General features: G+C 71.2%; 11 protein-coding genes and 1 pseudogene. 6 read left to right on the top strand and 6 right to left on the bottom strand.

Annotated features, from left to right (window positions below):
* Positions 1 to 159: 159 nt before the first annotated feature.
* Both ACZ5WG_RS19515 and ACZ5WG_RS19510 read left to right on the top strand, forming a co-directional pair.
* Positions 160 to 2037 (top strand): PLP-dependent aminotransferase family protein, encoded by a 1878-nt coding sequence (locus tag ACZ5WG_RS19515; protein WP_468724620.1) that lies wholly within the window; start codon positions 160 to 162, stop codon positions 2035 to 2037.
* A 518-nt stretch (positions 2038 to 2555) separates the two neighbouring features.
* Complete coding sequence (locus ACZ5WG_RS19510) at positions 2556 to 3797, top strand: PP2C family protein-serine/threonine phosphatase (protein WP_468724619.1); 1242 nt, start codon at positions 2556 to 2558, stop codon at positions 3795 to 3797.
* Between the two features lie 85 nt (positions 3798 to 3882).
* Here the strand turns inward: ACZ5WG_RS19510 and ACZ5WG_RS19505 are convergent, their stop codons facing one another.
* The 4 genes from ACZ5WG_RS19505 to ACZ5WG_RS19490 form a co-directional block, all read right to left on the bottom strand.
* Complete coding sequence (locus ACZ5WG_RS19505) at positions 3883 to 4221, bottom strand: MerR family transcriptional regulator (RefSeq protein WP_267038195.1); 339 nt, start codon at positions 4219 to 4221, stop codon at positions 3883 to 3885.
* A 196-nt stretch (positions 4222 to 4417) separates the two neighbouring features.
* Positions 4418 to 4729 (bottom strand): SCO5918 family protein, encoded by a 312-nt coding sequence (locus tag ACZ5WG_RS19500; RefSeq protein ID WP_468724618.1) that lies wholly within the window; start codon positions 4727 to 4729, stop codon positions 4418 to 4420.
* A gap of 241 nt (positions 4730 to 4970) precedes the next feature.
* A complete protein-coding gene (locus ACZ5WG_RS19495) occupies positions 4971 to 6488 on the bottom strand; it encodes a DEAD/DEAH box helicase (RefSeq protein WP_468724617.1) in 1518 nt (505 codons plus the stop codon).
* Positions 6489 to 6788: 300 nt separating this feature from the next.
* Positions 6789 to 6992: a cold-shock protein gene (locus ACZ5WG_RS19490; protein ID WP_189448857.1), complete on the bottom strand. Its 204-nt coding sequence runs from the start codon at positions 6990 to 6992 to the stop codon at positions 6789 to 6791.
* 442 nt (positions 6993 to 7434) lie between these two features.
* Here ACZ5WG_RS19490 and panD point away from each other — a divergent pair, with 442 nt between their 5' ends.
* From panD to ACZ5WG_RS19475, 3 genes are read left to right on the top strand one after another with little or no spacing between them, the layout of a single operon-like run.
* The gene (gene panD / locus ACZ5WG_RS19485; protein WP_030870250.1) at positions 7435 to 7854 is read left to right on the top strand and encodes an aspartate 1-decarboxylase; all 420 of its coding nucleotides are present in this window, start codon (positions 7435 to 7437) and stop codon (positions 7852 to 7854) included.
* Positions 7855 to 7869: 15 nt separating this feature from the next.
* Positions 7870 to 8223: a GNAT family N-acetyltransferase gene (locus tag ACZ5WG_RS19480; protein WP_053788765.1), complete on the top strand. Its 354-nt coding sequence runs from the start codon at positions 7870 to 7872 to the stop codon at positions 8221 to 8223.
* Positions 8217 to 8867 carry an aspartate/glutamate racemase family protein gene (locus ACZ5WG_RS19475; protein WP_468724615.1) on the top strand — a complete coding sequence of 217 codons (651 nt, stop codon included), beginning with the start codon at positions 8217 to 8219 and terminating at the stop codon, positions 8865 to 8867. The genes ACZ5WG_RS19480 and ACZ5WG_RS19475 overlap by 7 nt, the downstream gene beginning before the upstream one ends.
* Positions 8868 to 9224: 357 nt before the next feature.
* Here the strand turns inward: ACZ5WG_RS19475 and gndA are convergent, their stop codons facing one another.
* A complete protein-coding gene (gndA, locus tag ACZ5WG_RS19470; RefSeq protein ID WP_468724614.1) occupies positions 9225 to 10667 on the bottom strand; it encodes an NADP-dependent phosphogluconate dehydrogenase in 1443 nt (480 codons plus the stop codon).
* Positions 10668 to 10852: 185 nt separating this feature from the next.
* Between gndA and ACZ5WG_RS19465 the strand changes: the two genes are divergently transcribed.
* A complete protein-coding gene (locus ACZ5WG_RS19465; RefSeq protein ID WP_468724613.1) occupies positions 10853 to 12112 on the top strand; it encodes a transglycosylase family protein in 1260 nt (419 codons plus the stop codon).
* Between the two features lie 102 nt (positions 12113 to 12214).
* On the opposite strand, the pseudogene ACZ5WG_RS19460 reads toward ACZ5WG_RS19465, so the two are convergent.
* Positions 12215 to 12949 (bottom strand): annotated as a pseudogene (locus ACZ5WG_RS19460) (DMT family transporter); the annotation flags it as partial.
* Between the last annotated feature and the right edge of the window lie 203 nt (positions 12950 to 13152).

Below are 13152 nucleotides of genomic sequence, written 5' to 3'. Positions count from 1 at the left end.
GGCCGGTTACTTTCCGTGGCGGGAGTCCTGGGCAGGGAGCCCGACGGTCTCCGGCCGGCCCCACCCGTCCCGTCCCGCCGTGTCCGTCCGGGCGCGGCCGGTGGCGCCTGCGTGCCTGCCCCGCGCCGGGCCCGCCCTCGTCAGCAGGGAGTCCCACCCATGACAGACGTCACGTCCCGTCCCCAGCAGTTCCCGCAGGTCCCGTTCGGATCGGACGGCGAGACCTGGCAGCAGATCCTCGAGTCGCAGGGCCTGTCCAACGGCCACGCCGCCCCGGTAAGCGGTCCGATCGGGGATCCGCAGGCCATGTACCCGGTCGAGCCCGGCCTGGAGACCCGCGCGTTCGAGCTCCCGGCCGGCGGACTGAGCGACGCCAAGCGGCGCAGGGCGCTGAGCTCGATGGAGCTCTACCTGGCCGACAGGCGCGACCACATGCTGGGCTACCAGGTCACCCAGGACATGAACGGCTACCCGACGGATCTCTCCCGGTTCATGGAGAACCACCTCAACAACATCGGCGACCCGTTCCAGAGCGGCGGCTACAAGCCGAACACGAAGGTCGTCGAACGGGCGGTGCTCGACTACTACGCCGCGCTGTGGAACGCGCAATGGCCGCACGACCCGAGGGTGCCCGACTCGTACTGGGGCTACATGCTCTCCATGGGCTCCACCGAAGGGAACATGTACGCCCTGTGGAACGCGCGGGACTACCTCGGCGGCAAAGCCCTCATCGAGTCGACCGAGCCGACCACGTACGGCGCCCTGCGCTACGTCCAGGCCACCTTGCCGCACATCGAGAACGTCAACGCCTTCCACCCGGTGGCCTTCTTCTCCGAGGACACGCACTACTCCTTCGCCAAGGCCGTGCGCGTCCTCGGCGTCGACACCTTCCATGCAGTGGGCGAGGCCCTCTACCCGGGGAAGTGTCCGCTCACGGACGCCAAGGGGCAGCCGCTCAAGGAGTGGCCGACCGAGGTCCCCTCCCGCAGCGGCCCCTCGGGCAACTCGGCGGACGGCCCCGGCGAGATCGACATCGACGCCCTGGAGACCCTGGTCAAGTTCTTCGCCGGGAACGGGCACCCGATCATGGTCAGCCTCAACTACGGCAGCACCTTCAAGGGCGCGCACGACGACGTCCGGCGGGTCTGCGAGCGCCTGCTGCCGATCTTCGAGAACAACGGGCTGCTGGAGCGCCCCGTGTACTACGGCAAGGACCCCAAGACCGGTGAGCCCAAGACGGACTTTCGCCGTGGCTTCTGGATCCACGTCGACGGAGCCCTCGGCGCCGGGTACGCGCCGTTCATGCGCATGGCCTACAGGGACCGCCGCTTCGGCTGGACGCCGGAGGTCAACCTCCCCGAGTTCGACTTCGGCCTGATGCTGCGCAGCCGGGAAGGCATCGAGATCGACATGGTCTCCTCGATGGCGATGAGCGGCCACAAGTGGCCGGGGGCGCCCTGGCCGTGCGGCATCTACATGACGAAGGTCAAGTACCAGCTCATGCCGCCCTCCCAGCCGCAGTACATCGGCTCTCCCGACACGACCTTCGCCGGGTCGCGCAACGGCTTCTCGCCCCTGGTGACCTGGGACCACCTCGCCCGCCACTCCTACCAGGACCAGGTCAACCTGATCCGCAAGGCGCAGGACCTGGCCATCTATCTGGAAGACCGGCTGCGGGAGCTGGAGCGGAAGAACAAGGTGGAGCTGTGGCCGGCCCGCACCCCGGGCGCGCTCACCGTACGGTTCCGCCGACCCGGCAACAGGCTCGTGGACAAGTGGTCGCTGTCCACGGAGGACGTGTTCATGGTCCCCAGGAAGCCCGAAACCCGGCGCCGCTACGCCCACATCTTCCTGATGGCCTCCACCACCCGGGAGAGGATCGACGCGTTCCTGGCCGAGCTGGACGCCGAGTGCGCGGCCCAGCTCCTGCCGGCGGTCGACGCCGTTCCGTACCCGGCCGCCGAAGCCCCGGTGGAGCTGGCCGACGGTGTGCTGTCGTTGGGATCCGGACCGGGCACGGGCCGCGGCTTCCATTAGGAGGAGCTGCCCCACCGGCCCGGGAGCGGCGGACACCCGCCGCTCCCGGGCTCAGCACCCCAGCAGGAGCCGTCTCGGTACCACGCCTCATGCGCCATGTCCGGGCCGACTGTTCCGACCGGGTGCGACATGCCGCCTCTGGCGTAATCGGGTCTTTGGGCCGCTTGGCGGTGTCAGGCTCTACGGGTCGAGCACTGTCGTGCGAGAAGCCCCGGCTTCGGGTGTACGGGTCGTGCGAGCGGCTCGAGCGGGTCGAGCGGGTCCTTCGGTGGCCGCCGGACGGATCCGATGGCGCCGGGGTGCGGGTTGGGCCGGGGCAGGGTGAGCTGGATGGGGTGGCCGGGGCGTTGAAGCCACCGGCTACGACGGGCGAGAGAATGCATCCCCGTCCTGGACTGCACCGCCTCGCAGTGGTGCCCGGCCACCGAGGCCGGCCACCGGGCCGCCTGGCGCGCACCCCGGGGAGACAGCCACCCGGTGACTTCCCGAGGCAGCGGGACGAAGGGATGCGAGCAGCGATGGCCGAAGGAGGGCGGGAGCCGGGCATGTCGGGGGTGGACCGGTCCGAGGGGTTCGGTGAGCGGTTGCTGGGTGTGCTGCTGGACCGGGCTCACGAGATGCCGCCGCAGTTGATCGCCCCGCTCGTTGCCGAAGAGGTGGCCAGGGTCGGTGGCCGGGACCTCTCGATCCTCTTGCAGGACTATGAACAGATGCTGCTGGTGCCGCTGCCGGGCCGGGGGCTGACCGTCGGCGTCCCCGAACCGGTCGAGGGCTCCCCGGCCGGCGAGTCGTTCCTGAGCCGCAGAACGGTAGAGGTGCCGCAGGGCGGCAGTGTGCGGATGTATCTGCCGCTGCTCGACGGCAGCGACCAGGTCGGGGTGATGGCCGTCACGCTGGACAGCGTCGATGACGACGACCGTCGGTTGTTGCGCCGGCTCGCCGGTCTGGTCGCAGACATGATCGTCACCAAGGACGCGTACACCGACCTGTTCTTCCAGGCCCGCCGCCGCGCACCGATGAGCGTGGCCGCCGAGATCCAATGGTCGCTGCTGCCCCCGCTGTCGATGACCGTCCCGCAGGTTGAGGTGGCCGGAATCCTGGAGCCCGCGTACAAGGTGGCCGGCGACAGTTTCGACTACGCCCTCAACGGCGACGTCCTTCATGTGGCCATGATCGACGCAATGGGCCACGGCCTGGACGCGGCGACCATGGCGACGGTGGCCATCGGTGCCTATCGCCACACGCGACGGGCCGACACCGGTTTGTCCCAGGTGTATGCGTTCATGGACCAGGCCATCAATGAGCAGTTCGGCCACGAACACTTCGTCACCGCGCAGATGATGCGTCTGAACATCACCACGGGCCGGCTGCAATGGGTCAATGCAGGTCACCCGGCACCGCTGCTGATCCGTGACCGAGCCGTGGTGGACCGGCTGGAGAGCCCGACCACATTGCCGGTCGGCTTCGGCGGTGAGCAGCCGGTCGTCAGCGAGCGGATCCTGCAACCCGGAGACCGGTTGCTGTGTTTCACCGACGGCCTGATCGAGGAGCACCAAGCCGGCGGGGAACAGTTCGGCGAGGAGCAACTCATCGAGTGGACCAACCGCGTCGTCCGTGACCACACCGGCGTGCGGCCGGTGGTGCGCGCTCTCTCCCACGCCCTGAAAGAGGAACGAGGCGGCATCACCAGCGACGACGCGACCATATTCCTCATCGAATGGCGCGGGGGCGACGCCGATCATCTCGCCACCCTTGACTGAGCCGAGTTCACCTGGACGTGGCGCGGTCTCCTGGAGCGCATTCCGGCACAGCGCCCCGCCGCCCTCCCGGCGGCGGGGCGCCGGGTCAGCCGGACGTGTCGGGTGGTGTGCCCGCGGCGCGGCGGAATTCCTCGTTGAGGCGCTGGGCCTCTTCGAGCTGGTCCTCGAGGATGACGATGCGGCAGGCGGCCTCGACCTGCATGCCCTGGTCGACGAGTTCCCGGGCGCGGGCGGCGATGCGCAGCTGGTAGCGGGAGTAGCGGCGGTGGCCGCCCTCCGAGCGGAGCGGGGTGATCAGGCGGGCCTCGCCGATGGCACGGAGGAAGCCGGGGGTGGTACCGAGCAGCTCGGCGGCCCTGCCCATCGTGTAGGCGGGGTAGTCATCGTCGTCCAGCCGGCCGCCGAGCGAATCGTCCGCTGTCATCTGCACCTCTTCTTGGGAGCGCGTCGCGGGGCCCTGGTGCCGTACGGCACCGGGGCCCCGGAGGAAATACAACACCATCCGCCGCTCCTGGTGTATTTCCTTCCCCGAGGGCGGGTGCTCGCGCTCGCGGACGCCGCGCACGACCGAGGCCCCGACCGGCGCGTGCCGGTCGGGGCCTTCGGTGTCGTTCTGCCGCTCAGACGGAGACGGGGCTGCCGAGCATCGCGGACGCCTGCTGGAGCGGGCTCAGGGCCGCCGCGGGAGCCTGGGCGTCGGGCAGGCCGCGGACGATGAAGCCGAGCTGGGTCATGGCCCGGATGACCTCGCCTGCACTGAAGTCGCGGCGGTCCTGGCGGGTGATGACCTGTCCCACCTGCATGACGGGGTAGCCGCGACGGCCGATGACCACCGATTCGGCCATGACGGTTTCGGGCTTGACGCCCTTCATCGATTCCAGCACGCCGGCCTTGGTGAGGTCGAACGGGAACCGGGCGATGACACAGCGCATGATGCCTCACTCACGGGAGGAAGGGGGAAGTACGGAAAGGGGGGTTGGGCCCGGCGCGCCGGGGTTCTCGGTCGTGTCGTCAAAGTCCCGTCTGGCTGGCGGGGGCTGGCACGCACGCTCGCCGCGTTGTCGTCGGTCAACGACGCTCCGCGTCGCTTCCCTCCTCCGCCTTGCGATCGCACGCACCAGCCCCCGCCAGCCCCGCCCTTCCGGGCGGCCGACGCTACTTTGTCGACGCTCCCTAGGCCGCAGCGTCGAACCTGCCCTGGCGCTGGCCGCCGCGGCGCGAGGCCTGCGAGGGGCGGCCGCGCCTGCCGCGCGAGCCGGCGCTGCGCGCGGGGCGCTCGCTCACCGGTGCCGTGATGACGACGGGGATGCCGGACGGGGTCCGGGCGCCGGTGATGCGCTGCAACTCGGCCTCACCGGAGCGGACCTGAGTGGTCTGCGGGGTGATGCCGGCGGTGGCCATGAGGCGGGTCATGTCGCGTCGCTGGTTGGGGGTGACGAGGGTGACGACGCTGCCGGACTCGCCCGCGCGGGCGGTGCGTCCGCCGCGGTGGAGGTAGTCCTTGTGGTCGGTGGGCGGGTCCACGTTGACCACGAGGTCCAGGTTGTCGACGTGGATGCCGCGGGCAGCGACGTTGGTGGCCACCAGCACGGTCACGTGCCCGGTCTTGAACTGGGCCAGGGTGCGGGTGCGCTGGGGCTGGGACTTGCCGCCGTGCAGGGCCGCGGCCCGTACGCCGCTGTCGAGGAGGTCCCGGGTCAGCCGGTCGACGGCGTGCTTGGTGTCCAGGAACATGATCACGCGGCCGTCGCGGGCGGCGATCTCCGTGGTCGTGGCGTGCTTGTCGGCGCCCTGCACGTGCAGCACGTGGTGTTCCATCGTGGTCACCGCGCCGGCCGAGGGGTCGACGGAGTGGACGACGGGGTCGTTCAGGTAGCGGCGCACGAGCAGGTCGACGTTGCGGTCGAGGGTCGCGGAGAACAGCATCCGCTGGCCGCCCGGGCGCACCTGGTCGAGCAGGGCGGTGACCTGCGGCATGAAGCCCATGTCGGCCATCTGGTCGGCCTCGTCGAGCACGGTGATGTCCACCTGGTCGAGCCGGCAGTCGCCGCGCTCGATGAGGTCCGCGAGGCGTCCGGGGGTCGCGACGACCACCTCGGCGCCACCGCGGAGCGCGCCGGCCTGCTTGCCGATCGACATGCCGCCGACGACCGTGGCCAGCCGCAGCTTCACGGAGCGGGCGTAGGGGGCGAGGGCGTCCGTGACCTGCTGGGCGAGCTCGCGGGTGGGGACGAGTACGAGGGCCAGCGGCTGGCGGGGCTCCGCCCGTCGTCCGGCGGTACGGGCGAGCAGCGCGAGGCCGAAGGCGAGGGTCTTGCCGGAGCCGGTGCGCCCGCGGCCGAGCGCGTCGCGGCCCGCGAGGGTGTTCGGCAGGGTCGCGGCCTGGATCGGGAACGGGACGCTCACGCCCTCCGCGCCGAGCGCGGCGAGCAGCGGGGCGGGCATGTCGAGCTCGGCGAACGCCTCCACGGCGGGCAGCGCGGGGGTGATCGTCCGGGGGAGGGCGAACTCGCCCTGTACGGCGGCGGGCCGGCGCCCGGAGCCGCCCGAACGGGACTGACCGCCCGAACGGGACTGACCGCCGGAACGGGACTGACCGCCCGAACGGCTGGGGGCCGCCGAGCCGAACCGGCTCCCGCCCGTGCGGGAGGAGGAGGCGGAGGAGCGATTGTTCGTGCGTGTGCGGTTCATGCGGAACCTTCCTCGAATGCGGCGCATATCAAGGAATTCCCGCAGCGGTGCGCGCACGGAGAATTGCGAGAATGGGCCGGATGGAACGCGAAAGCGAATCTGGCCGGCGAAAATCTGTGCGGGCTCAGGCGCCGGAAACGGGGACGCGGTGCGAAGGCCGGTGTCCCCGGGTGAGGATCTCGTGCGGGGGGCCGCGGAATCCTAGGATCGTCCCGCAGGTGAACTCACTGCGGGGAAAACGCGCAGCTGGGGCCCGCACCCCGAGGGATGCGGGCCCCAGCTGCGAACTGCGCGTCAGCGTCAGGCGAGAACGATGTTCTCGGCCGTCGGGCCCTTCTGGCCCTGCGCGATGTCGAAGCTGACCTTCTGGCCTTCCTGCAGCTCACGGAAACCCTGGGCGGAGATGTTCGAGTAGTGGGCGAACACGTCAGCGCCGCCACCATCCTGCTCGATGAAGCCGAAACCCTTTTCCGCGTTGAACCACTTCACGGTACCAGTAGCCATGTCAAATCTCCTTTGGGGCAGTACGACGCGATCCGCAACGTGCGGACCTCGTGTCGCCGCGATGATTGCCCCGCCGGACCAAAAAGACCGGAAATACACAAGCGCTCGCAGTGGACGCGAAGTCCGACTGGGTGCTTGAAATTTTGGGAACCACAACTGCAACTGAGATCGACAGTAGCACGGCGCGGTGACCCGCGTCGTAAATATCGACGCCCTCTCTGGGTCCGTGAAAAACCCTCAGTGCGCGGTCCGCCAAATTCTCATCCCGCGAGCACAGGTATTCGCGCCCGGGGCGCAGCGCTTCCCGCGCCGCCGGGCAGGTCAGCGTGAGTCCAGAAAGACTTGGAGAAAGCTGACCGGACATGCGAACCGTTGTAGGCTCCGGGCAACGCCCTTGACCTGCGTGAAGCGGGCAGGGAGCAGACGAAACGGGAGTTTTCACATGCTTCGCACCATGTTCAAGTCCAAGATCCACCGGGCCACGGTCACTCAGGCCGACCTGCACTACGTCGGGTCCGTGACCGTCGACGCCGATCTGCTCGATGCGGCGGATCTGCTGCCCGGGGAGCTCGTCCACATCGTGGACATCACGAACGGGGCGCGGCTGGAGACGTACGTCATCGAGGGTGAGCGCGGTTCCGGGGTCATCGGGATCAACGGCGCCGCCGCACACCTCGTACACCCCGGGGACCTCGTCATCCTGATCAGCTACGCACAGGTCGAGGACGCCGAGGCGCGGGTGTTGAAGCCCCGCGTCGTGCACGTCGACGCGGACAACCGCATCATCGAACTGGGTGCGGACCCGTCCGCCCCGGTGCCGGGAACGGACCAGGAGCGCAGCCCCCACGCGGTGGCTGTCTGAGGGGAGTCGGGGACCATGTCGCAGACCGGGGCCATCGAGTTCAAGGACGATCGCAAGGCCGGACGGCTGCTCGCCGTCGAGGACGGTGAGGTGGTCGGCCTCATCGCGTACTTCGTGCTCGACGCGGCGCCCCACGCCCTGGTGGCGGTGCACACCATCGTCGAGCCCGGGCACGAGGGGCGGGGGATCGCCGGGGACCTGGTGAAGGGCTTCTACGGGATCGCCGCCGCCGAGGGGGTGCCGGTGGTTCCGCTGTGCCCGTACGCGGCGAGCTGGGCCGCCCGCCACCCCGACCAGGCACCCGAGGCGCCGGCCGGGGTCGTGGCGGCGGCGAAGGCGCAGCTCGACGCGAGCCCCGACCTGTGGTGACCGACGCGACGAACCCGACGGGCCTGACGCTGCTGCACACGTCGCCGGTCCACGTGCCGGTCTTCGAGGCCCTGCGGGACCGGGACCACCCCGGCGCGGTGCTGCGTCACCTCGTGGTGCCGGAGCTGCTGGACCGGGCCCGTACGGAGGGCCCGGACTCGGTGGCTCCGGACCTGCGGGACCTGCTGGCGGGCACCGGCGGCCCGGTCCTGGTCACCTGCTCGAGCATCGGCGGCGTCGCGGAGTCCCTGGCTCCCGAGCTGGGCGTCCCGGTCCTCCGTGTCGACCGCCCGATGGCGGCCGAGGCCGTCCGTACGGGCCCGCGCATCGTGGTCCTGGCCACCGTGGAGTCGACGCTGGCCCCGACGGTCGCCCTCGTGGCCGAGGAGGCGGAGCGGGCCGGCCGCCCGGTGTCGGTCCGTACGCACCTGGTCGCCGGGGCCTGGGACCGCTTCGCGGCCGGGGACACCGCCGGCTCCCTCGGCCTCGTGGCCGAGGCGGCCGACGCCGTCACCGGCGCGGACGTCATCGTCCTGGCCCAGGCCTCGATGGCCGACGCGGCGCCCCTGGCCACGACGCCCACCCCGACCCTCTCAAGCCCGGCCCCGGGTCTCGCGGCGGCGCTCCTCACGCAGCCCGTGTGACCTGACGGCGTGGTCGCCCGGTGGCCTCGTCCACCGGGCGTACCGGGCTGGATCCGGGGAAGGTGGGGCATATGGTGCGAAACGAAGAACAGACGCAGCCGCCCGTCCCCGGGCCGGATCCTGTGCCGCCCACGCCCGGGCCGCATCCCTTCCCGGACCCCGAGCCCATTCCGCGGCCGGTGCCGCCCGTACCCGCGCCGGTGCCCGAGCCCGATCCGGTACCGCCGCCGCCCGGGCCCGCGCCGATCCCGCAGCCCGGACCGCTGAGCAGCAACTGTTGAGCAGCAACCGCTGAGCAGGAACCGGGCGCGGAGCCGGGCGCGGACCCGGGCCGCCCGGAGCTGAGCCCGGCCGGAGCTAGGCCGTACGGATCTCGGAGCGGTCGCCGCTCCAGAGGGTGTGGAACGAGCCCTCGCGGTCGGTGCGCCGGTAGGTGTGCGCCCCGAAGAAGTCCCGCTGCCCCTGGGTGAGAGCCGCCGGGAGCCGTTCCGAGCGCAGCGCGTCGTAGTACGCCAGTGAGGCCGCGAACGCCGGGGCCGGGATGCCGTGGCGCACCGCCGCCACCAGGGCCTCCCGCCAGTCGTCCTGCGCCGCGCCGATCTCCTGCGCGAAGCCCGCGTCCGCCAGCAGGCTCGGCAGGTCCGGCTGCGCGTCGTACGCCGTGCGGATCCGGTCCAGGAAAGCCGCCCGGATGATGCAGCCGCCCCGCCACAGCGAGGCCACCGCGCCCGGGTCCACGCCCCAGCCGTACTCCTCGCTGCCCGCCAGGATCTGGTGGAAGCCCTGGGTGTACGAGACGATCTTCGATGCGTACAGCGCCTGCTCCACCTGGGCGGCGAACGCGTCCGCCGCCTCCGCCGACAGCGGCTGGGCCGCCGGGCCGGCGAGCCCCCGGGATGCCGCACGCAGCTCCGAGTGGCCCGAAACCGAGCGGGCGAAGACCGCCTCCGCGATCCCCGACACCGGCACGCCCAGGTCCAGCGCGATCTGCACGGTCCAGCGGCCGGTGCCCTTCTGCTCGGCCGCGTCGGCCACGACGTCGACGAACGGGAGCCCGGTCCCGGCGTCCGTGTGGGCGAGCACCTCCGCCGTGATCTCGATCAGGTACGAGTCCAGCCGGCCCCGGTTCCAGGCCCGGAAGGTCTCCGCGATCTTCGCGGGGGAGTAGCCGGCAACCTCGCGCAGCAGATGGTAGGCCTCGGCGATGAGCTGCATGTCGGCGTACTCGATGCCGTTGTGCACCATCTTGACGAAGTGTCCGGCGCCGTCGGGACCGACGTGCGAGACGCAGGGCGTGCCGTCCTTGGCCTTCGCGGCGATCTTCTCCAGCATCGGACCGAGCGACTCGTACGACTCGGCGGAGCCGCCCGGCATGATGCTCGGGCCGAGCAGCGCACCTTCCTCGCCGCCCGAGATGCCCGCGCCCACGAAGTGGATTCCCTGCTCGCGCAGCTCCTTCTCGCGCCGCCGGGTGTCCTCGAAGTGGGCGTTGCCGCCGTCGATGACGATGTCGCCCGGCTCCAGCAGCGGGGCGAACTCGCGGATCACCGCATCGGTCGGCTCCCCGGCCTTCACCATGATGATCAGACGGCGCGGCCGCTCCAGCGCGTCCACGAACTCCTTCGCGGACTCGGCGGCGACGAAGGCTCCCTCGTGTCCGAACTCCTCCACCAGGGCGGTGGTCTTCGCGGCCGTCCGGTTGTGGACGGCGACGGTGTAGCCGTTGCGGGCGAAGTTCCGGGCGAGGTTGCTTCCCATCACCGCGAGCCCGGTGACACCGATCTGGGCCGTGCTGCTCATGCATGCGCTCCTGAGTGCTTCGATGTGCGGGTGAAAGCGACGCTACACGGGCAGATATACCTGCAGATCCCACGCCATGCGAAAGCTTGTCAACTTCCGCGAACGTGCGCCCTGTTGCGCCCCTTGTCATGCTCTGATCGCCCCGTTAGGTTGTGCGGTTCCTGATGTCTTCAATGGGGGCTCCCATGGGTGTACGGGGTCGGCATCGCCGGTACCAGCCGAGCAGCATCAACCGCGCCTCGCTCGCCGTCACCGCCGGTGGCGCCGGGCTCGCACTCCCTCTGATCGGTGCCGGAACCGCCCACGCCGCCTCGGTGGACACCTGGAACAAGGTCGCCGACTGCGAGTCCACCAACAACTGGCACATCAACACCGGCAACGGCTACTACGGCGGACTCCAGTTCAGCCAGAGCACGTGGCGCGCCTTCGGCGGCGGCGAGTACGCCGCCCGCGCGGACCTGGCCACCAAGGACCAGCAGATCGCGGTCGCCGAGAAGGTCCTCAAGGGGCAGGGCCCGCAGGCCTGGCCGGTATGCGGGAAGCAGGCCGGGCTCTCGCGCAGCGGCCCGGCGCCCGCCTCCTCCCCGCAGGGCCAGGGCCAGGGAGTGAAGGTCCAGGTCCAGGAGGCGAAGCCCGCCGCCCCGCAGAGCACCACGCCCCGCCCGACGGGGACTTCGGTCCTGCCGAACCCGTACGTCGTGGCGCCCGGCGACTCCCTCTCGGCGATCGCCACGAGCCAGCACGTCGAGGGCGGCTGGCAGGCGCTGTACGAGACCAACCGGGCCACCGTGGGCAGCAACCCGAACCTGATCTTCCCCGGCCAGCGGCTCACCCTGCGCATCACCGCCGCGCCGGCCCCGCCGACGGCGCCGCCCGCGCAGAACCCCGAGAAACCGCCGCGGACGGCCGAGCCGGTCAAGCCCGTGGAGCCGAACGCGCAGAAGCCCGCCGAGAAGCCTGCCGAAAAACCGGCGGAGAAGCCCGCCGCAAAGCCCGCCGAGAAACCCGCACCCGCCTCAGTGCAGCAGAAGCCCGCCTCGGGCGGCTTCGTCGCCCCCGTGGACGCCGCCATCGGCACCTCGTACCACGTCGCGGGTTCCTCCTGGTCCAGCGGCTACCACACGGGCGTCGACTTCCCGGTGGCCACCGGGACCACCGTCAAGGCCGTCGGCCCCGGCGAGGTCGCCTCCGCTGGCTGGGCCGGTGCGTACGGCTACCAGGTCGTCATCCGGCACGCCGACGGCCGGTACTCCCAGTACGCGCACCTGTCGGCGCTCGGGGTCAAGGCCGGGCAGCAGGTCTCGGGCGGCCAGCGGATCGGCCGCTCCGGCTCCACGGGCAACACCAGCGGACCGCACCTCCACTTCGAGATGCGCACGTCCCCCGGCTACGGCTCCGACATCGACCCGCTGAAGTACCTCCGCGGCCGCGGCGTCAGCATCTGACCCCCGTACGTGCGGCGGCACGACCGTGAGCAGGATCAGGCCGGCCGCCGCCACCACGGCGCTCGCCAGTGCCGCCGCCGTACCCGCCGCCCCGTACCGGAAGCCCTCGTCGAAAACGGAGATGCCGACCGCCGCCGCGACCACCGGGTTCACCACGGTCACCGTGGCCAGCGGCGCGGTCAGCCCCGCGCCCCGGTAGGCAGCCTGGGAGAGCAGCAGTCCGCCGGACGCCAGGACGGCGATCGCCGCCAGATCGGGCCACAGGGAGCCGAGCGCGCCCGGGGCGGGGTTCTCGGCCACCGACTTGGTGAACACGGAGGCCATGCCGAAGGCCGTACCCGCCGCGGCCGCCAGCAGCACGCTGCGCAGCACCGGCCGGTGCATCCGGTGCGCCGCCGCGAAGAGCACGGCCACCCCGGCCCCGGTGACGATCAGCAGCAGGCTCCGCTCCCCGCCCGCCAGCGGCTGGTCCGCATCCCCTTCCCCGCCCGTGAGCGCCAGCAGCCCGGCGAGTCCCACCGTGGCCAGCACCGCGCCGCGCCAGGCCGCCGCACCTGCCCGACGGTGTACGAGGACCGCCGCCATCGGCAGCGCGAAGACGATGGTCAGCGCGCCGAGCGGCTGCACCAGGCTCAGCGGCCCGTACGCGAGGGCCACCACGTGCAGCAGGGCGCCCAGGCCGTTCAGCCCGACCGCGAACCACCAGCCGGCCCGGCGCAGCAGCACGTACGGGCGGTCGCCGGTGCTCGCCGCGACCTGTTCCTGGACGATCGCGCCGCCCGCGTACGCGACGGCGGACACCAGGCAGAGCAGGACCGACAGCGCTAGGGCACTCATGAATTCCACAATGCCCGACCTGAGCTGCCTATTCCTCCCCCTACAGGTGGTCACCAGTCATACCTCGGGCATACACCGAAAGGAGTACAGGCCCGCCGGCCCGTGCCCAAGGTGATGGTCCTGTCGCGGTGCGTGAGACGCGGGAGAACGGGTTTGGTTCCGGGCGCGTCGGATCCGTACAGTGGCGGTTTTGGGGACTTCCG

The organism is Streptomyces sp. NPDC032745 (assembly GCF_055579465.1).
Note: the sequence above shows the minus strand (reverse complement) of the source record. Positions and strands in the feature narration are given on the sequence as shown.